Source organism: Streptomyces sp. NPDC005805 (genome assembly GCF_040630445.1).
GTDB lineage: Bacteria > Actinomycetota > Actinomycetes > Streptomycetales > Streptomycetaceae > Streptomyces.
In genome coordinates, this window is sequence record NZ_JBEXXN010000030.1 from 24,833 (window position 1) to 43,248 (window position 18,416).

The window sequence follows — 18,416 nt, forward strand, 5'->3', positions numbered from 1 at the left end:
CCGCAGCCGGGGGGAACGGCCGATCGCCCGAACTCCCGCGCGGTGCCCGCCGAGAGGGAGAGGACACCCCCCACACCATGTCCGCTCACCGCCGGCGCCCTTCCTGGCGCCGCCCCGCCCTGGCCGTCGCCGCGGCCGCCGCGACCCTGATACCCGTGGCCGCGTACGCCGGCGCGGCACCGCCCACCGCATCGGGCGCCGGAGCGCCCGCCGCCCCGTCCGCGGCCCTCGACGACACCTACTACGAAGGCGCGCTCGGCAAGACCGGCGACGAGCTCAAGAGCGCCCTCCACGCCATCGTCAGCGAGCAGACCAAGCTCTCCTACGACGAGGTCTGGGACGCACTGAAGACCACCGACGAGGACCCGGAGAACCCGGACAACGTCGTCCTCCTCTACAGCGGCCGCTCCCAGGCGAAGACCGCCCACGGAGGCGGCGCCGACGACTGGAACCGCGAGCACGTCTGGGCCAAGTCCCACGGCGACTTCGGCACGTCGACCGGCCCGGGCACCGACATCCACCATCTGCGCCCCGAGGACGCCTCCGTCAACTCCGCGCGCGGCAACCTGGACTTCGACAACGGCGGCGAGCCGGTCGACGAGGCCCCCGGCAGCCGGTCCGACGCGGACTCCTTCGAACCGCGCGACCAGGTCAAGGGCGACGTCGCCCGCATGATCCTCTATATGGCCGTCCGCTACGAGGGCGGCGAGGGCTTCCCCGACCTCGAACCCAACGACCAGGTCGACAACGGCTCGGCGCCCGCGATGGGCCGGCTGTCGGTGCTGAAGCAGTGGAACGAGGCCGACCCGCCGGACGCCTTCGAGAAGGCACGGAACGAGGCGATCTTCGGGATCCAGAAGAACCGGAACCCGTTCATCGACCACCCCGAGTGGGTCGCCGAGATCTGGAAGTAGCCCCCGGCGCACGCCGAACGGGTACGGCCCGGCGGGGGATGTGAAGTCCCCCGCCGGGCCGCTGCCGTACGCGGCGCCGCCGGTCCTACGGCGCGTCCACCACCAGGTGCCCGTCCGCCGGGACGCGGGAGGCGGCGCCGCCGCCGTAGGCGGACTCGACCCGGGACCGCTCGGCGGCGTCCGGGACCGCGTTGGCGCACGCGGTGCCCGCGCTCGAACCCGACATCAGCTGCGAGCACGGGCCCGGCTTGGTGTCGGGCAGGCCCAGGCTGTGGCCGATCTCGTGGGCGACGATCCGGGTCTTGTCGTGGCCCTCGTCCACCGCCTGGCTGCCCAGCTCGACGCGTACCTGCCCGCCCGGCCGGACAGGGCCGAGGTTCGCCTGCGGCCAGCCGCTGGTGGCCACGATCTGTATCTCGGCCCGGGCGCCGGGCGCGGCCTCGACCAGCTGGACATTGCCGACGTTGTCGTTCCACGCGGCGACACCGGCGGCGACGGCCGCCTCCCAGCCGCCAGCCCGGCTGTCGTCATAGGTGATCGTCACCGCCGCGGCCGACGGCGTGGACACGGGCGAAGACGCGGGTGCGGGTACGGCGGTGGCCGCCGTCGCCGCGCACACGGTGAACGCGGCGGCGGTGCCGGCGGCCTTCAGCCAGAAGGCATGGCGTGGCCGGCGGGAGTGGTCCGTCATGGTCGTCCCTTCACTCATGGGGGGCTCGGCCCGCTCCGGGGCCGAGAGTGCGGGAGCCGCGACCACCGGCAACTGACGTGAGGGGATGGCCGGTTGACGCGTCTCCCCGGGCCCCGGGAACCTACCCGTCCACCACCATGCCAGTCATGCACCTGTCAGTGAGTTCTCCGTTCCCCGGCCGGGGTCCGCGTTCCCGCTGGTAAAATGGAGGCACGCTTCGACACCGCCGGGGCCCGTACCGCAGGGGTACGGGCCCCGGCGCGTTCCGGGCGACGAACGAGAGAGGCCCCCATGAACGCCGATACGCCGGTCAACGCCGATACGCCGGCCACCCCGGACGCGCCGCCCGCCGAATCCTTCGACGGGCTCGGCCTGCCGCCCGCGCTCCTGACCGCGATGGCCGGGCTCGGCGTCGAGAAGCCCTTTCCCATCCAGGCGGCCGCCCTGCCCCACGCCCTGGCCGGCCGGGACATCCTCGGCCGCGCGCGGACCGGCTCCGGGAAGACCCTCGCCTTCGGCCTCGCCCTCCTCACCCGCACCGCCGGCCGCCGCGCCCGGCCGAAGGCCCCGCTCGCCCTGGTCCTGGTGCCCACCCGGGAACTCGCCCAGCAGGTCACCGACGCCCTGGAGCCTTACGCTCGCGCCCTGGACCTGCGCCTGGCCACGGCGGTCGGCGGCCTGTCGATCAACCGGCAGACGGCCCAGCTCCGCGCCGGCGCCGAGGTCCTCGTCGCCACCCCCGGGCGCCTGACCGACCTGGTCTCCCGCCGCGACTGCGACCTCGGCCAGGTCCGGATCACCGTCCTCGACGAGGCCGACCAGATGTGCGACCTGGGCTTCCTGCCGCAGGTCTCACAGCTCCTGGCCCAGGTCCGCCCCGACGGCCAGCGGCTGCTGTTCTCCGCCACCCTCGACCGCGACGTCGACCGCCTGGTGCGCGAGCACCTCCACGACCCCCTCCCCGTCTCCGTCGACCGCGCCGCCGGCGCGGTGACCACGATGGAACACCATGTCCTCAACGTCCACGGCGCCGACAAGTTCGCCACCGCGACCGAGATCGCCGCACGCGACGGCCGGGTCCTGATGTTCCTGGACACCAAGGCCGCCGTGGACCGCTTCACCCGGCAACTGCGCGCCGGCGGCATCCGGGCCGCCGCCCTGCACAGCGGCAAGTCCCAGCCCCAGCGCACCCACACCCTCGCCCAGTTCCAGGAGGGCGCCACGAACGTCCTGGTCGCCACCAACGTCGCGGCACGCGGCATCCACATCGAGGCGCTCGACCTCGTCGTCAACGTCGACCCGCCCGCCGACGCCAAGGAGTACCTGCACCGCGCCGGGCGTACGGCCCGCGCGGGGGAGTCCGGGAAGGTCGTCACCCTGGTCACCGCCGGCGAACGCCGCGAGGTGAACCGGATGCTGTCCGAGGCCCGGATCCGGCCCACCGTCACCCAGGTGCGCTCCGGCGAGGCCCAGCTCACCGCGATCACCGGCGCACGGCGCCCTCCGTCCGGAACCCGGCCCGCCGAGGGCAACGCCGCCTTCCGAGGCATCGGCACCCGCCCCGGCCGCCCCGCCAAGGAGTCCCGCAAGGCCGCCGAAGCCCGCAAGGCAGCGGAGGCACGCGCCGCGGCCCGGGTCCGCCGGGGCCGCTGACGCGCACCGCGCGACGACCCAGGCCGACCCAGGTACCGCCCGAGCCGGAGCCGCGCGCCCCGCCCGCCCGCGGCCCGGCCCGCACCGCTGTGACTAGGCGACGCGCCCGCCACCCTCCTTGTCGTCCTCGTCGTCCGGATCACCGGGGACATGGACGTCGTCGACGTCGATGTTCACCTCGACGACCTCCAGCCCGGTCATCTCCCCGACGGTGTCGATGATGTTCTCCCGCACCGCGCGGGCCAGGTCGGGTATGACGGAGCCGTATTCGACGACGAGCTGCAGATCGACGGCCGCCTGCTTCCGGCCGACCTCGACGGACACGCCCTGCCCGGGCCCCGCGGACGCCCCGGGAATGCGGCCCTTCACCGCGCCGAACGCGCGTGCCGCGCCGCCGCCCAGCGCGTGCACCCCGGACACCTCGCGGGCCGCGAGCCCGGCGATCTTCTGCACCACGACATCGGCGATCGTGGTGCTGCCGCGCTCCTGCCCGACGTCCTTGCCCTGCCCGTCGTCCTTGTTCCGCTCCGCCGGTGCGGAGCGGCGGCCAACGCTCTTGTCCGTGTCCCCCGCGGAGAAGGTGGAGTGTTCGGCGATCTTCATCGTGCCCTCCTCTGAAGCCTGGCGGCGAGACGGTCTCGTGCTCGCTCTACGTGTTGGACACACCGGGCGCCGAAATGTCACGGGCTTTCTTCCCGGAATCCGTCACCGCAGGTCCCGGCCCTCCGGCTCGATCCCGAGAACCGATACCGATACCGCGGCCGAGCACGGCGCGCTGCCGGCGGCATCGGCGACCGCCCGCCGGACCGCGCGCTGCACGGCCCGCGCCACGGCGGCGGCCTGGTCCCGGCCCGAGACGATCAGATCCACCGACACCCGCAGCACCGGCGGCCGCGCCGACCGGTCCACCCGCACCCGTACCCCCTCGGCCGCAGCCGGCCCGCCCCCGTGCCCGCCGCCACCCACGCCCCCGACCGACCGCAGGGCGGACCGGGTCACCTCGGAGGCGAGGCCCGACAGACCCGGTTCGAGCCGCGCCACACCCGCGACCCGCCGCGCCGCCCGCGCGGCCACGGCGGCGAGCTCGTCCTCCGCGGGGGACGGTCGCATACGGTCACCTGCCCTGGGACCGGTCGGGTGCCTGCCGGCCCCGGCGGCCGGTCAGTGGTCGTGGACGTCCTCCACCGTCAGATCCAGCCGCGCCAGCGGCACCCCGATCCGCGCCGCGGCCGCCGCCCGCACCCGCTCGCGCACCTCCGCCACCGCCTCGGCACGGAACCCCCGGTAGCGGACCGCGATGCACAGCTCCACCCGCACCGCGCCGTCCTCGGCGCCGTCCTCCGCCCCGGCCGGTGCCACCCGGCAGTGCCGCGCCCGCACACCCTCGACGGAGTCGGCCGCGGACCGCAGAACGGACGCCACCGCCTGCTCACTGATCCGCGCCTGCCCGGGCTCGCCCGTGGGCAGCACCAGCAGATGCCGGCGCCGCCGCTCGGCACGCACCGCCGACATGATCCGCCCGGTGAGCCCGGCCGAGGGCCGGACCCGCTCCGCGACGAGTTCGTCCGTCGCCGCCCGCAGCACGGCGAAGCCCTCCTCGACGGCCGCGCAGTGCGCACAGCCCGGATCGTGACCGTCACCGGCCCGGGCCGCGTCAAGGGGCCCGGTGGCCCGCCCGTTCCCCGCACCGGTCCGCCGCCACACCGTCTCCGTGTCACGTCCGCACGGCAGCACCCGGCCCTGCTCCCCGCTCACCTCCACGGCGCCATCACCTCCGCCAACTGCGCCCGGGCCCGCGCGATGCGCCCGCGGACCGCCGTGCGGGTCGTTCCCGTCGCGCTCGCGATCTCCTCGTAGGACCGCCCGTGCACCTCCCGCAGCAGCCAGCAGGCCCGCTGCTCGGGCGTCAGCAGCCCCAGCGCGTCCGACAGCGCCGTCAGCTCGGCGCCCGTCTGCGCCGCCCGCTCCGGGCACCCGGCGGCGTCACCGGAGGCCCGGGCGTCCAGATCCGTGTCCGTACGCGGCCGCCGGGCCCGGATCACGTTCAGGCACCGATTGGTCGTCGTCCGGTACAGCCAGGCCACGAACGCGCCGCTGTCCCGCAGCCCGCCCAGCCGCCGCCATACGGTCAGGAACACCTCCTGCACCACGTCCTCGGCGTCCCCGCTGCCGGCGAGCATCCGCAGCGCCAGCCGGTACACGGGACCCTGGTACCGCAGCACCAGCACCTCGAAGGCCCGGGTGTCCCCGTCCCGCGCCCGGTCCACCAGAGTGACGTCGTCCAGCACCGCCTCCGCGGCCCCGGCGACGGTCTGCGCGGCACTGCCGTACATCACGGTCATCGCTGGTCGGACCCAGTCGGGGGCGGCACTCGCGGACCCCGGACTCCCACGGTCACCGGAGCGCCCCACCCGCTTCCGGGCGCGTCGCACCCCGTCCCTCCACCGTACGACCGCCTGGCCACCCACCGCCCCGGCCGGCCCCGCCCGCAGCGGTGCCACGACCCTGCGGACGCGGGCCCGTGCCTCCTGCACCCGGGGAATCCGGCAGACGCACATATGTTCAGCCCGCTGCTCCCGCGGGTAGTTTCAGAAGTGACCCCCCTCCACAGAGCCAGGGAGGGTGACCGCATGCCGTGGTTCATCTGGCTGCTCGCCGCCGCAGGTCTGGGCGTCGCGGAGTTCTTCACCCTGACGCTCGTCTTCGGGCTGCTCGCGGGTGCCGCCCTGGTCGCCGCCGTCGTCGCGGGTCTCGGCGTCGGACTCCTCGGACAACTCGTCGCGCTCGGAGTGGCCGCGGCCGCGGGGTTCGTCCTGGTGCGGCCCGTCGCGCTGCGGCAGATGGCACGCTCACCCCTCTCCCGCGAGGGCAGCGACGCGCTGGTCGGCAAGCCGGCGGAGGTCGTGCAGGAGGTCACCGCGACGCACGGCCTGGTCAAGCTCGCCGGCGAGGCATGGTCGGCCCGGGCCCTTGACGAAAGCCATGTGATCCCCGTGGGCGCCCTCGTCGACGTCATGGAGATCGACGGCGCGACCGCCGTCGTCTACCCCCGCGAACTCTTGCCATGAACGACCGAACGCCATGAACGACCGAACGCCGAACGGCTGAACACACTCCGGCCGGACACAACCCGGCCGACCGCACCCAGGGAGGACATGTGGATCCGGTGGTCATCCCGATTCTCGTCGCGGCGATCGTTGTCGTCTTCCTCGTGGCCTCAGCGGTGCGGATCGTCCCGCAGGCGCGGCGCTACAACATCGAGCGCTTCGGCCGCTATCACCGCACCCTGCAACCCGGCCTGAACCTCGTCGTGCCGGTCGCCGACCGCGTCAACACCAAACTCGACGTGCGCGAGCAGGTGTACTCCTCCGACCCCAAGCCGGTGATCACCGAGGACAACCTCGTCGTGAACATCGACACGGTCCTCTACTACCAGATCACCGACCCGCGGGCGGCGGCCTACGAGGTCGCCGACTACCTCCAGGCCATCGACCAGCTCACCGTGACCACGCTGCGCAACGTCATCGGCAGCATGGACCTCGAAGAGACCCTCACCTCGCGCGAGGAGATCAACACCCGCCTGCGCACGGTCCTCGACGACGCCACCGGCAAGTGGGGCATCCGCGTCAACCGCGTCGAGATCAAGGCCATCGACCCGCCGCACACCATCAAGGAGGCGATGGAGAAGCAGATGCGCGCCGAACGCGACAAGCGCGCGGCGATCCTGCACGCCGAGGGCGAGCGGCAGGCGAAGATCCTCACCGCGGAGGGCACGAAGCAGAAGGACATCCTGGAGGCGCAAGGCACCCAGCAGGCCATGATCCTTAGGGCGGACGGCGAGGCGAAGGCGGTGGAACGCGTCTTCCAGGCCGTCCACCGCAACAACGCCGACCCGAAGGTCCTCGCCTACAAGTACCTGGAGACGCTCCCGCATCTCGCGAGCAGTGACAACAACACCTTCTGGGTGATCCCGGGGGAGCTGACCGAGGCCGTCCGCACCGTCACCACCGCCTTCGGCGGCCAGTCGGCGACGGGCGCCCCGCCCGCCCCCGCGCAACCCGAGGCGGCCGCCGGCACGGACGACGCCCCCGACGACGGCGCAACCGCGGCGATCACCGCCGGATCGCCACTGTCGCTGGACGCCGCCCGCGCCGCCGACCAGGTCGCGAAGGAAGCCGCGGCGGCCGTGAGCGACGCCAAGGCCGAGGCGGAGGCGGCCAGCTCGGGCTCACCCCAGGTCTCGGGCCGGCGCCAGCCCTCCGGCGACTGAGACCGGCCGCCCGCCCGCCCGGCGCGATCAGCGGTCCGGCCGGACAGGTGCTAGCCGACCGACGGCTGCCCCGGCACCGGCGGCCGGGCACCGAAGTAGGCGCTCGCCGCCACAGCCTCCCCGGCCGCCACCGCGGCCTCGTAGCAGCGGTCCGCGGTCTGTGCGAATCGCCGCGTCCGCCTGTTCGTACCGGCCTCGGCGTGCCGCAGATAGTGCACACGGGAGTTGCGCCAGTGATCACGTGCCGTCTGCCCCTGGAAGTGCACCTCGAAGGTCCTGACCAGCTGGGCGTCACTCATCAACCCGAAAACGTAGGTCTTCTCCCAGTCCTGGATGATCAGGTTGGTGAACACCATGCGGCGCCACTCCTCCTGGGACACCGGAATCGTCGGCGGCTCCCAGCACGGCAGGAACTCCGTGTCCGACAACGACAGCAGCAGCAGCTCCCGGTGGGCGCTCCACGTGGTCTCCTCCGTCGCGATGCGGTTCTGCCGGGCCTGATGCGCCAGAGAGAGCGCCACACCCGCCAGGGCACCGGCAGAGAGGATCACCGACAGCGCCCCGTACGCCTGGCTGATCTGGCTGAGCCGCTCCCAGTCCGCGTCCTTCGGGCCCACGGCCTTCAACAGGAACGGTGTCAAGAGAATCACCCCGAACGCCCCCAGCACGCCCGCCGCGATCCACGCCAGTCTGCCCGCCGAAAACCTCATACGCCCCCCACCCCGATGACCATCTGATCCAGCGACCTACCCACGCCCCGCGCGCCTCACCCGCGCGACCCTCGCGCGGAGCGAGGCCGTGGCGCCGGTGGAACACCGGGAAGTATGACGGGCGGCGAGACCGGGACGGACCGGCAGGTGGAGCAGACGATCCGCCAACTGCTGGAGCAGCGCGGCCCGTCCGCCCCGCCTACCCCGACAGTTCCGCCCGCCACTGCCGTGGCCACTGCCCCGACGGCGGGGGCGTGCCCTTGATGCCGAGGTCACGCCGGGCGCTCTCGTAGAAGGAGTCCCGCGCGGCGCTCGCCAGTTGGTGGGCCCTGGTCCACAGCTGCGCGTCGACCGGCCCCTCCCGTATGAGCAGCTCGACCGTCCAGACCGTCTCGTGCCAGTTCCGGGCCGCCGCGATGGTGGCCGCGTCGCCCACCAGCAGGACGGACTCCCACTCCGTCGCGCGCACGGATTCCGCGTCTGCGAACAGGGGCAGACCCTCGGCCGGCTCCAGCGGGTCGGTGACGTCCGCGAACCCGAGGGAGGCACCGATGCGCTGGGCGATACGGAGCTGGGCCTTCAGGGCGCCCGCGTACCGGCCGTAGGTCTCGAAACGCTTCTCGTCCCACCGCTCGTCCCGCTGACGCCTCCACACCCGGCGCTCGGTCAGGCTCTGCGCCGCGTAGGAGCCGATCGAACCCACCACGACGCCTATGAGCGCGGGCAGTTGATCCAGTACCGCCACAAGTCCCCCTCGACCGGCTCGTCCTCGCCGCGCGCTCCTCGCCCGGCAGCCGAGGGCCCACTACCCATCCACGGCGTCACGTATCTGCGCCCGGCCGGTTTCACGGCGGTCTGTACGGTCGGCGCGGCCATTCAGCGACGGAGCGGAACCGTCACCACCCCGTGCGCCTTGCCCAGGAGGCGGCTCTCTCCGGGCCGGTGTTGTCCGCGGGGTCGACGTCGGCCGCGCTTTCGGCCAGCTCGGACCGGTGCTGGTGGACGAAGACCCACTGGCCGGTGGGGGACCTCCGCAGGACGTTGGTGATCCGGTACCGGTCGTCCACGCGCGGCCGGCCCCGACCGCTGAGGACGACACGTGCCGTCGTGATCAGCAGCACGGTGCCGTCAGTGAGTACCCGCCCGGACTCCAGAGCGACGGTCCAGGAGAAGGCGGCGCCGCCGCCCACCGCCTCCACCAGTGGTGCGAAGGTCTGCCGGACCGCGTCCGGCCCGTACGGCACACCGTTCACGATCTCGACGAAGTCCCCTGCGACCAGGGGTGCGATGTCGCGGGAGAAGTCGAACCGGCGCCGGTTGACCGACTCCGTGACGCGCCGTGCCAGTTCCTCGTAGGCGGCGAAGGCGTCCGCGATGTCGTCGGGGTCCTCACCACCGCCGGGGGCGTCGCACTCCTCGGGCCGGAGCAGGGACCCGTCCTGGGGCACCGACCAGTGGAGCTGGACGATGCGCCAGGTCCCGTCCCGCACTTCCAGGGTCAGGGTGATCCGGAGACCTTCCGCCCTGACCGGATTCCCGGACACCGTGCCGTCGCAGTCGACGGTCAGCGCCGCACACGCCGCCCGTCCCCCCGCGAGCAGCGAGGCCTCGAATCCGCTTGTCCGAACGGCCATCCGCCCCATCGCGGCGAACTGGTCGGCAAGAGCCGCCTCGAATGCAGTCCAGCCGGTGAAGCGCAGGTCCCGGTGAGTGCCGAGGACGACAAGGTCCTCCCGATGGCTCATTAGCCCCCGCAAGCGGTCGAGGTCCCGGCTCCCGTAGGCGTCGAGGAAGCTCTCGCACGCCTCCCTGATCCCGTCTCGGGGGTGCTGCCCACTCATCACCGTGCCTCCTCACGCCTGGTACGCCGCGGCAGGAGGGCGAGTTCGCCGTCCGGCAGGGTCCGCAGCTCGCCCACGGGAGTATCTGGCGCGGAGGTCGCGCTCTCCAGCACCGTGCGCAGCCGCTCCAGGAGCCTGGCGACGGTGACCGGCAGGAAGAGGTCGGTGCGAAACTCCGCGTTGACCCCCAACCCGCCTCCGGGACGCGGGGCCAGCGCCAGGGTCAGGTCGTACTTGGCGATCCCCGCGTCGTGGTACTCGAACTCCGCGCGCACATCGTCCGCGAGGCGGAACGCGTGCGTGTACACGTCCTCCGGTACCAGGGCGACCTGGACCAGCGGGGTCAGGGAGTCCGCGGGGACGCCGCCCGCCCGGAGGATCCGGCGGAACGGGAGCCCTTGGTGGGCGTAGCCGTCAAGGACTGTGGCGCGCACGCGCGCCAGCAGGTCGCAGAAACGTTCCTCTGGATTCAGGCGGGTGCGCAACGGAAGGGTGTTGATCAGATAGCCGACGACACCGTCCAGGTCGGGATGGGTGCGGCCGGAGGCCGGTGTGCCGACCACCACGTCGTCGGTTCCGCTGTGGCGGGCCAGAAGCAGCTGGAACGCCGCCAGCAGCACCATGTACCGCGTCGCACCCGTCTCCCGAGCGAGGCGGTCCACCCGGGCGACCAGGTCCCCGGGCAGCTCGATGCGCGCCAACGCCCCCTCTCCGATCGCGTCGGCGGCGGCGGTTAGGTCGGCGGGGAGCGTGGAACGAGCCGGAGCATCGGCCAGCTGCCGCCGCCAGTACTCCTCGTCGTCGCTGAACGCACCTTGCTCCACACGCCGGTTCTGCCAGGCGGCGAAATCGGCGAACTGACGGGCGGGAGGCTTCAGCGCGGGCCGGTCGCCGGCCGACAACGCCCGGTACAATTCGGCCAGTTCCTCGAAGAGGATGTTGGCCGACCACCCGTCCACGGCCGCGTGGTGCGCCGACAGCACCAGCAGATGGTCCTCGGCGGAGAAGCGGATCAGGTGGGCGCGCAGGTGGGGACCCCGCCGGAGGTCGAAGGGCCGCGCCGCCCAGCGCACCGCCTCGTCGACGGCCCGGGGGTGCGCGGCCTCCGGGAGCCCGGAGAGGTCGATCTCCGCCATCACCGCGCTCTCGGGCCCGACGACGCGCAGGAACAGGTCCCGGCCCTCGGGGACGAGAGCGGTGCGCAGGGCCTCGTGCCGGGCGACCAGTCCTTCCACGCACTGCCGGAGCACACCCTTTTTGAGGGGGCCGCGCAGGCGGAGGGGAAGGATCTCGCTGTACACCGCGCTGCCGGGGCGCGCCTGGTCGTGGAACCACAGCCCCTGCTGGCCGTCGGTCGCGCGCACCGGCCCGTCCTCCGGCGCCCGCGGAACGGGCTCGTACCGTGCGCTGCCGCCCTCGTCGCCGGTGCGCCGTACCCACTCCGCGAGGGTCGCGACCGTGCCGCCGGCCAGCAGGATGGCGAGCGGCGGGCTGACGCCGAACCGGCGGGAGACGGCGGAGGTGACCCGCATCGCCGCCAGGGAGGTGCCGCCGAGCGCGGCGAACTCGTCCTCGACCGAGAGTTCCGGGACGCCGAGTACCTCCTGCCACAGGGCGGCGAGGTCCTTCTCCAGAGTGGTGCGCGGCTCCGTGATGGGCCCCGCCCCGGGGTCGCGGCGCCGTACGGGCGGCGGCAGCGCCGCCGCGTCGAGTTTCCCGTTCGCCGTGAGCGGCATTTCCGTCAGGACGTCGAGGGTCGCGGGGACGAGGTGCGCCGGAAGCTCACCCGCCAGGTGTTCGCGCAGCCGTGCCGGGCTGTCCGGCACACCCTCCCGGAGCACGACATAGGCGGCGAGGAACGGCCGGCCGGAGCCGTCGTCGCACCGTACGGCGGCCGCCTGCGCCACGCCGGGGTGCTGCCGGAGGAGCGCCTCGACCTCACCCGGTTCGATCCGGTGCCCGTTGAGCTTCATCTGCCGGTCGGCACGGCCGCGGAACTCGAGTGTGCCGTCGGACCGCAGGCGCACCAGGTCACCCGTCCGGTAGAGACGCCGATCCGCGTCGCCGGGGTCCGGGACGAAGCGTTCCGCGGTCAGTTCCGGCCGGTTCAGATAGCCGCGCGCGAGGGCGGGCCCGCCGACGAAGAGCTCCCCGACCTCGCCCGGCGGGACCTCGCGCAGACCGGCGTCGAGCACCCTGAGCCGGGTGTGCCGGGTCGCGACGCCGATGGGTACCGGTGCGGACACGTCCCGGGAGGCGTCCAGCACATGGAAGGTGCAGTAGACGGTGATCTCGGTCGGACCGTAGAGATTGACCAGCCGTGTTTCCGGGGCGGTCGCGAGAACGGTGGCCGCGTGCCCGGCGTCCATGGCCTCCCCGCCCACGCCGAGCACCGCGAGCCCCCGGAAGGACTCCGGCGCGGCCTCCGCCTGCCGGTGGAACAGCGCCGTGGGAAGGAAGGCGTGGGTGACGCGGCCGAGCGCGCCGGAGAGTTCGGCGGCACTCGGCGGACCGTCGTCGGCCACCACGAGGTGCCCGCCGTTCAGCAGCGTCACCCAGATCTCCAGCACCGCGGCGTCGAAGGAGACGGACGAGACGTGCAGGAACCGGCTTGCGGTGTCCACTCCGAGGTGCCCGGCCGACGCCGCGACCATCGCGACGACCCCCCGGTGGGGGACTTCGACGCCCTTGGGCTCGCCGGTCGACCCGGAGGTGTAGATCACGTAGGCGATGTCCCGGCCGGCCGTCTCTCGGGAGCGCCGCTCCCGGCCGCCGTCCGCGGCGGGGACGTCCCGGTGTCCCCACTCCCGCAGGAGGTACGGGGTCACGGTGACCGCGAGGCCCGCGTCCGCGGTCATGAACGCCAGGCGAGGCTCCGGGTAGTGCGGGTCCAGGGGAACGTACGCGCAGCCGGCCTTCAGGACGGCGAGGAAGGCGACCACCGCGTCCGCGCCGCGTGGCAGCCGCACGCCCACCCGCTGCCCGGGGCGGACGCCCTCCGCCGCGAGGAACCGCGCCACCCGGTCCGCCTCCGCCGACAGTTCCGCGTAGGTCAGCGACCGGACGGCGTCGGAGACGGCCACGGCGTCCGGCGTCCGCACCGCCCAGTCCTCGACGCCGCCGTGCACCGTGGCCGCCTCGGCGGCGGTGCTCTCCCCGTCGTCGGCGGGCCGGTCCGGTCGGAACGCTCCGTGAGTGAGCGCGTGCTGAGGGTTCTCGACCATGGCGTGCACCTTGCTGTCCGGGATGACAGGCGCCGCGCGTCGCACCGCGCCGGTCCGAGTTCGGTCCCCGGAGTCCCGCCTCCTCTGTCGTCCGGCGGACGCACACGCGTCTGGTCGCCGCGTGGCCGCTACGGGGCGGTGCCGAGGGCCTCGGTCCGACCCTACGGAGAGCCCACGGGGCCCGGGATGAGTAGTCGCTGCTCATCGGCTGCCCGGACCCTGACGGCCCAGGCGCCGCAAGGCCCCTGCCCGGTTCACGGCCCGGCGAGGCGCGGTGCTCGGGCCGGGGGCGCGGGAGGACTGCCGCGGTCTCGGTAGCGTGCGGGTGAGAGCCTCGGCACGGCCGCGCTGCGCCGCGCCGGCCGCGACCGGAGTCCCGGACCACGAGACGGATCGGAGCCCTGAACCATGAGGAGACGGTGGGACGGCCCCGCACGAGCCCTCCACCCGCCGGGGAGCCACGGGTGACCCGGCGACCGGCCCGACCGTCCGAGGGCGAGGCGGTGCGCTTCCATGCCCTGGCCCTGGCCCTGGTGGCGGCCGCCGCAGACCCTCCCGCCGCCCCGGAGCTGGACCATGTCGCGGTCGGCCGGATGGACCGCTTCGAGGCCCGGCACGGTGTGGCCCTCCCCGCCTCGGTCCGGGAGTGGTACGGCCTGCGCGGTGTGTGCGGCAGACCGGAGTTCCACCACCAGGAATCCGCCTGGGGGCCGGAGGACTTCGGCGAGTACCACGGGGGCGACGACCCGGCCCATGACGCCTGGCCGGACGGCGAGGGCCCCCACGTCGACCCCGTCCGCGACCGGGGCCTGCTGCCCGTGCTGCTCGCCGACCGCTACTGGGCGGTGCGGCTGGACGACGGGGACGATCCCCGCGTGGTCACCGCCTGGGACGCCTTCTCCTCCACGGCCGTCTGGGAACCCGGCGCGGACCGCTTCTCCGAGTTCGTCCACACCCGCGTCTGGGACCACCGCATCCTGCACCCGCCCCTGGGAACGCGGCTCGACATCGCGCCGCCCGGTCCCGAGGGCCTGGCGGACCTGGAACGGTACTGGCAGCCCCGGCCCGCCACCGAGTCCGGCAGGCGACGGCGCTTCGCCGCCGCGGACGACGGCGAGCGCATCCTGCTGCGCGCCGCCGTCACCGGCCCCGGGCGCGGGAGGCCGGTGACGCAGTGCTGGTTGTGGGCGGACTCCCGGGCCCGCCTCGCCGAACTCGGCGCCCGGGTGCGCACGGTGCTCGCCGTCCCGCCGGGGGCGCCTGCCGAACCCGCCCCTGGATCACCCTGACCTCCCGCATGGTGCGGACCGCCGCCTCCGGTCGTTCAAGGGCCTGCCGTTCCAGGGGCGGCGAGCGTCTGTTCGAGACCGCGGCGGGCTGCGGCCAGGGCGGGATGGTCGTCGGTGACCCGGGGGGAGAGGAGGGCGACGGCCCGGGTGTAGTGGGCGGCTGCCCGGCCCATGTCGCCCTGCCGGCGGTGCGCGGTGGCGAGACCGACCAGGGTGGTGGCCAGGTCGGGATGCGCGTCGCCCAGGAGGCGCGTCTTCAGGCCGAGGGCGCGGGTGTAGCCCTCGGCTGCCTCGCTGTGGTGCCCGCGGCGGTGCTGGATGGCGGCGAGGTTGTGAAGGGTGACGGCGATCTCGTAGTGCTCGTCGCCATGGACGCGGCGGAAGACGGCGAGAGCGGCGCGGAGCTGTGTCTCGGCTTCGTCGAGGCGACCGCAGCCGTCCAGGAGCGCCGCCCAGGCGGCGCGGTCGGCCGCGACCAGCAGGTGGTCGGAGCCGTGCAGGCGGATACGGATGCCCACCGAGCGTGCGGCGAACGGCTCGCCCTCGTGAGGGGCGCCTCGGGCGTGTGCCAGCCCGCCGAGGTTGTGGCAGAGGGTGGCGACGGTGTCGTGCTCGCTGCCGTAGGTGCTCTCGCAGATGGTCAGCGCTCGTAGGTACAGGGCGTGGGACCGGTCGAAGTGGCCGGTGTACTTGCCCAGGACGCCCCATTCGTTGCAGACCGTCGCCACCACGGGGGAGTCGGTCCCGTGGACGCGCTCGGCGGCGGTCAGCGTCAGTGCGAGCAGGATCCCGGCGCGCCGGTAGTCGCCGCGCTCGCGCCACAGGCGGCTCAGAGCGATCTGGCTGTGCAGACGCCTGGCGGGCTCGTGGCGGTGGCGGGCGATGGCGGCCCGCAGGGCGGCCGCGGTCGGCTCGGCCGCCTGGCGGCCGGTCACGGCGCGACCGGCGGGGGAACGAACTCGGCGGGTCCGGCCGCCTCTCGGCCGCCGTGCGCAGCCGGAGGGTGCAGGACCAGCGGCTCTGCGTCGGGACGGGCCTTGTCGTAGAGGTAGAAGGCGCGGGCCGTGGCCAGGAAGTCGTCCACCGTGGCGAAGCCGCGTTCCAGCACCGCGTCCTGGAGGTCCTGCCGGCCCCACCGCCCGGCGAAGTGGGCCAGGATGTTCTCCGACCGGAGCTGAGCCAACTGCAGAGTGGGCCGCTGCCGCCGCAACTCCCGATGGAACAGCAGGCACTCCACCAGCCGCTCGCGCACCACCGCGTACGTTCCGACCGCCTTCAGTTCGGCGAGGAACGGGTCGTGCCAGGCGAGAACGGGATGCGGGAACAGCGCCCGGGACGCGGCCCTGACCGTGCGCGCCGCGTCCTCCAGATCCCGTTCGGCCGCCGTGCACCACCTGTCCAGGCCAGGGTCCGCGCTCGCGCCGGGGGCGAGCAGCCCCAGCAGGCGCAGCCGTTCCAGCACCCGGGCCACGGGCCCGTCGTCGGGCCCGGGCCCCGGGCCTCCGGCCACAGTGCCGTCCGGCGCGGCAAGGGGGCCCGTGGCCAGGTACCGCAGGCCGGTCCGTTCCCGGAACGCGGGATAGTCGACGGCCAGGACCTGTGCCAGACGGTGGACCTGCTCCTCGGGCACCCACCCGGCCGCAGGATCCTCCTCGCCCCGGGCGGCCGAGCGCCACTGGCGCAGGTGGAGGGTCTCCCGCAGCTGCCAGGACCGTCCCGCGCCACCGGTCAGGGGGCCGGCTTCCGCTCGTCCCACGACGGCGTCCACCAGCGCCAGGGCGTCCTGCCGCTTGACATCCGGCACCCGGTCGAGCACCTCCCGAACCGCCGCGAGGTCACCGTGCGGGAGGCCGTCGTGCGCGGCGGCGGCCACGATCGCCCGGCGGGTGCGCTCGGTGAACGGGAGCCGGGCCCCGGCACGGAGCACCGTCTCGGCGGCCGTCCGCGCGAGCAGGCCCCGACCGACGGCGTCGGCCACGGCGTAGCGGACGTTGACCAGCGCCTCGGTGTACGGCTCGTAGTCCTCGTCCTCGGTGCCGTGCAGCAGCGCCACCTCGTCGTCCGCAGACAGCGCCCCGCTGCGGTAGTCGGCGAAGACGCGGCCGTGCCCCGTCATCCCGAACGCCGCCAGTTCGGCGGCGCGCAGCGCCCCCATGCTCGCCGCGCCGTGCACCCGCACTCCCCGGGAGAGGAGGTCCAGGATCTCCTTGTGCCGCACCGCCGGACGGCGGTGGAAGAACCCGTCGACGATCCCGACCACATCGCCCGGACAGGCGGCCAGGCGAGGGAGGTCGCCGGCGGCCACCGGGGGCAGCACCCTCGCGCGGGCCGCGCAGCGCTCCCGTACGGTCCTGGGCAGGGACGGCCCGGCGAACAGGAAGACGGTCATCGGTACTCCTTGACGATGCGCAGGCCGGGAGCCACTACCTTCACCACCGGGATGTCGAACCCCGGACGGCTCAGGTCGGCCCAGAACACCCCGGTGGCCCGTCGCCGCACGACGTCCGCGAGGAAGGCGAGGTCCTCTTCCGGGCCGCCGCCTGCCCCCGTGCCCCGTGCGGGGAAGACCCGGGCCGGCGTGGACGGTGGGAAGGGGCACTCCAGACGGGACCGGGAGGCCGCCCATGCGTAGGCCCCGTCGGGCAGGTCGTCGCGCGTCCCGGCCACCATGGTCAGGCGGGACTGCGCCGCCTCCGTCAGAGCCCGGGACAACGCTACGTCCGCGTCCCGGTGGCAGCCCCAGCCGGCGAAGCGCACCGGCAGGTCGGCCGCCCAGATCAGTACCTCGTAGCAGGCCACGCCCCCCGCGGCCTCGGTGAGGTCGTGCACCCGTACCCGCACGTCGGCGGCGGCGAACCGCTCCAGCAGCTCCGCCGGGATCCCGGTCACCGACCCGAGATCGACTTCCGGACCCGTACGGCCGGCTTCCTCGACCCGGGCCCGGGCGTCACGCTCCAGCACCTCGTACAAGCCGTGCAGCAGCGCCTCCGTCACGGTGTTGCCGCTGGCCAGGCCATTCGAGTTCGAGGTCAGCAGCGGCGGGCACCACCCGTCGGCCGTCGTGCTGTCCATCCGCACACAGCTGTGCGGCAGCCACACCGGTTCGCGACTGCCGATCCGCCGGCCCGCCACCCAGAGCAGCCTGGTGTTCCCGGACAGCACCGATCGCGGCGGCATCGGCAGGTCGAACACCGAGTACGGCAGAAGCCGCGCCATCTCCCGCACCGTGCCCGCCACCGAAGCGGGCGCGGCCTCCTCCGCGTGCCAGGTCTCGATGGACTCCATAACCGCCGACACCCGCGCCGACTCGTGGGTGACCCCCTTGCCCTGAGCCACCGACAGGGTCCGCGCATTCGGCCGCACTGCCTGGAACACCGGAATCCCCACGACGTCCAGACCGGTCAGCTCCGCGACGCGGGTGATCCCCATCGCCGGCAGCAGCGGTGCCACCCGCGCCCAGGTCTCCTCGGGAGGAACGGCGCGGTGCGTACCGGCCTCCACCGTTCCGCCGGCGCCCGGCACAGCACTCTCGCCCACGCTTCTCTCCCCGAAGTGCCCGGAAGGTGCCTCCGGCCGGCCCGCCGAGGCGGGATGCGGCCGGAGGCGTCCGTTCGTGCGAGCCGACAAGGTCAGCCGATCACGATCTCGTTGTGGTTGGGGTTGAGGGCGGCCTCCACGGCGGCCGTCTCGATGCTCTCGTCGAGTTCGGCGTCCAGGTCCACCGGAACCACGATCTCGTTGTGGTTGGGGTTGAGGGCGGCCTCCACGGCGGCCGTCTCGATGCTCTCGTCGAGTTCGGCGTCCAGGTCCACCGGAACCACGAT

Annotated in this window: 18 protein-coding genes; 5 read left to right on the top strand and 13 right to left on the bottom strand. The window is 73.9% G+C overall.

Going from position 1 to position 18,416, the window contains the following annotated elements:
* Positions 1 to 77: 77 nt before the first annotated feature.
* Positions 78 to 914 carry an endonuclease gene (locus ABZ457_RS18170; protein WP_359158576.1) on the top strand — a complete coding sequence of 279 codons (837 nt, stop codon included), beginning with the start codon at positions 78 to 80 and terminating at the stop codon, positions 912 to 914.
* An 85-nt stretch (positions 915 to 999) separates the two neighbouring features.
* On the opposite strand, the gene ABZ457_RS18175 is transcribed toward ABZ457_RS18170, so the two are convergent.
* A complete protein-coding gene (locus tag ABZ457_RS18175) occupies positions 1,000 to 1,605 on the bottom strand; it encodes a snapalysin family zinc-dependent metalloprotease (RefSeq protein WP_359158577.1) in 606 nt (201 codons plus the stop codon).
* A 291-nt stretch (positions 1,606 to 1,896) separates the two neighbouring features.
* Here ABZ457_RS18175 and ABZ457_RS18180 point away from each other — a divergent pair, with 291 nt between their 5' ends.
* A complete protein-coding gene (locus ABZ457_RS18180) occupies positions 1,897 to 3,258 on the top strand; it encodes a DEAD/DEAH box helicase (protein WP_359158578.1) in 1,362 nt (453 codons plus the stop codon).
* Positions 3,259 to 3,351: 93 nt separating this feature from the next.
* On the opposite strand, the gene ABZ457_RS18185 is transcribed toward ABZ457_RS18180, so the two are convergent.
* The 4 genes from ABZ457_RS18185 to ABZ457_RS18200 all read right to left on the bottom strand — a co-directional run bounded on the left by ABZ457_RS18185 (position 3,352) and on the right by ABZ457_RS18200 (position 5,600).
* Positions 3,352 to 3,861, bottom strand: coding sequence for an Asp23/Gls24 family envelope stress response protein (locus ABZ457_RS18185; protein ID WP_359158579.1), 510 nt, complete (start codon positions 3,859 to 3,861; stop codon positions 3,352 to 3,354).
* A 102-nt stretch (positions 3,862 to 3,963) separates the two neighbouring features.
* Entirely contained in the window at positions 3,964 to 4,368 is a 405-nt protein-coding gene (locus ABZ457_RS18190) for a hypothetical protein (RefSeq protein ID WP_359158580.1), read from the bottom strand.
* Positions 4,369 to 4,419: 51 nt separating this feature from the next.
* Complete coding sequence (locus tag ABZ457_RS18195) at positions 4,420 to 5,019, bottom strand: Asp23/Gls24 family envelope stress response protein (RefSeq protein WP_359158581.1); 600 nt, start codon at positions 5,017 to 5,019, stop codon at positions 4,420 to 4,422.
* A complete protein-coding gene (locus tag ABZ457_RS18200; protein ID WP_359158582.1) occupies positions 5,010 to 5,600 on the bottom strand; it encodes a sigma-70 family RNA polymerase sigma factor in 591 nt (196 codons plus the stop codon). The genes ABZ457_RS18195 and ABZ457_RS18200 overlap by 10 nt, the downstream gene beginning before the upstream one ends.
* A gap of 288 nt (positions 5,601 to 5,888) precedes the next feature.
* Between ABZ457_RS18200 and ABZ457_RS18205 the strand changes: the two genes are divergently transcribed.
* Together ABZ457_RS18205 and ABZ457_RS18210 are read left to right on the top strand one after the other, a co-directional pair.
* A complete protein-coding gene (locus tag ABZ457_RS18205) occupies positions 5,889 to 6,326 on the top strand; it encodes an NfeD family protein (protein WP_359158583.1) in 438 nt (145 codons plus the stop codon).
* An 89-nt stretch (positions 6,327 to 6,415) separates the two neighbouring features.
* Complete coding sequence (locus ABZ457_RS18210; protein WP_359158584.1) at positions 6,416 to 7,528, top strand: SPFH domain-containing protein; 1,113 nt, start codon at positions 6,416 to 6,418, stop codon at positions 7,526 to 7,528.
* Between the two features lie 50 nt (positions 7,529 to 7,578).
* On the opposite strand, the gene ABZ457_RS18215 is transcribed toward ABZ457_RS18210, so the two are convergent.
* The 4 genes from ABZ457_RS18215 to ABZ457_RS18230 all read right to left on the bottom strand — a co-directional run bounded on the left by ABZ457_RS18215 (position 7,579) and on the right by ABZ457_RS18230 (position 13,303).
* Positions 7,579 to 8,238: a DUF6082 family protein gene (locus ABZ457_RS18215; RefSeq protein WP_359158585.1), complete on the bottom strand. Its 660-nt coding sequence runs from the start codon at positions 8,236 to 8,238 to the stop codon at positions 7,579 to 7,581.
* Positions 8,239 to 8,437: 199 nt separating this feature from the next.
* Positions 8,438 to 8,983 carry a hypothetical protein gene (locus ABZ457_RS18220; RefSeq protein WP_359158586.1) on the bottom strand — a complete coding sequence of 182 codons (546 nt, stop codon included), beginning with the start codon at positions 8,981 to 8,983 and terminating at the stop codon, positions 8,438 to 8,440.
* 151 nt (positions 8,984 to 9,134) lie between these two features.
* Complete coding sequence (locus ABZ457_RS18225; RefSeq protein ID WP_359158587.1) at positions 9,135 to 10,079, bottom strand: nuclear transport factor 2 family protein; 945 nt, start codon at positions 10,077 to 10,079, stop codon at positions 9,135 to 9,137.
* The gene (locus tag ABZ457_RS18230; protein ID WP_359158588.1) at positions 10,079 to 13,303 is read right to left on the bottom strand and encodes an amino acid adenylation domain-containing protein; all 3,225 of its coding nucleotides are present in this window, start codon (positions 13,301 to 13,303) and stop codon (positions 10,079 to 10,081) included. The genes ABZ457_RS18225 and ABZ457_RS18230 overlap by 1 nt, the downstream gene beginning before the upstream one ends.
* A gap of 464 nt (positions 13,304 to 13,767) precedes the next feature.
* Between ABZ457_RS18230 and ABZ457_RS18235 the strand changes: the two genes are divergently transcribed.
* Positions 13,768 to 14,592: a hypothetical protein gene (locus ABZ457_RS18235; protein ID WP_359158589.1), complete on the top strand. Its 825-nt coding sequence runs from the start codon at positions 13,768 to 13,770 to the stop codon at positions 14,590 to 14,592.
* Positions 14,593 to 14,627: 35 nt separating this feature from the next.
* Here ABZ457_RS18235 and ABZ457_RS18240 read toward each other — a convergent pair whose 3' ends face one another.
* The 4 genes from ABZ457_RS18240 to ABZ457_RS18255 form a co-directional block, all read right to left on the bottom strand.
* Positions 14,628 to 15,527 carry a tetratricopeptide repeat protein gene (locus tag ABZ457_RS18240; protein WP_359158590.1) on the bottom strand — a complete coding sequence of 300 codons (900 nt, stop codon included), beginning with the start codon at positions 15,525 to 15,527 and terminating at the stop codon, positions 14,628 to 14,630.
* Positions 15,524 to 16,981, bottom strand: coding sequence for a TfuA-like protein (locus ABZ457_RS18245; protein ID WP_359158591.1), 1,458 nt, complete (start codon positions 16,979 to 16,981; stop codon positions 15,524 to 15,526). Before ABZ457_RS18245 ends, ABZ457_RS18240 begins: the two co-directional genes overlap by 4 nt.
* The gene (locus ABZ457_RS18250; RefSeq protein WP_359158592.1) at positions 16,978 to 18,129 is read right to left on the bottom strand and encodes a YcaO-like family protein; all 1,152 of its coding nucleotides are present in this window, start codon (positions 18,127 to 18,129) and stop codon (positions 16,978 to 16,980) included. Before ABZ457_RS18250 ends, ABZ457_RS18245 begins: the two co-directional genes overlap by 4 nt.
* 92 nt (positions 18,130 to 18,221) lie before the next feature.
* On the bottom strand, positions 18,222 to 18,416 hold a 195-nt coding region (locus ABZ457_RS18255), incomplete at its 5' end, for a hypothetical protein (RefSeq protein WP_359158593.1).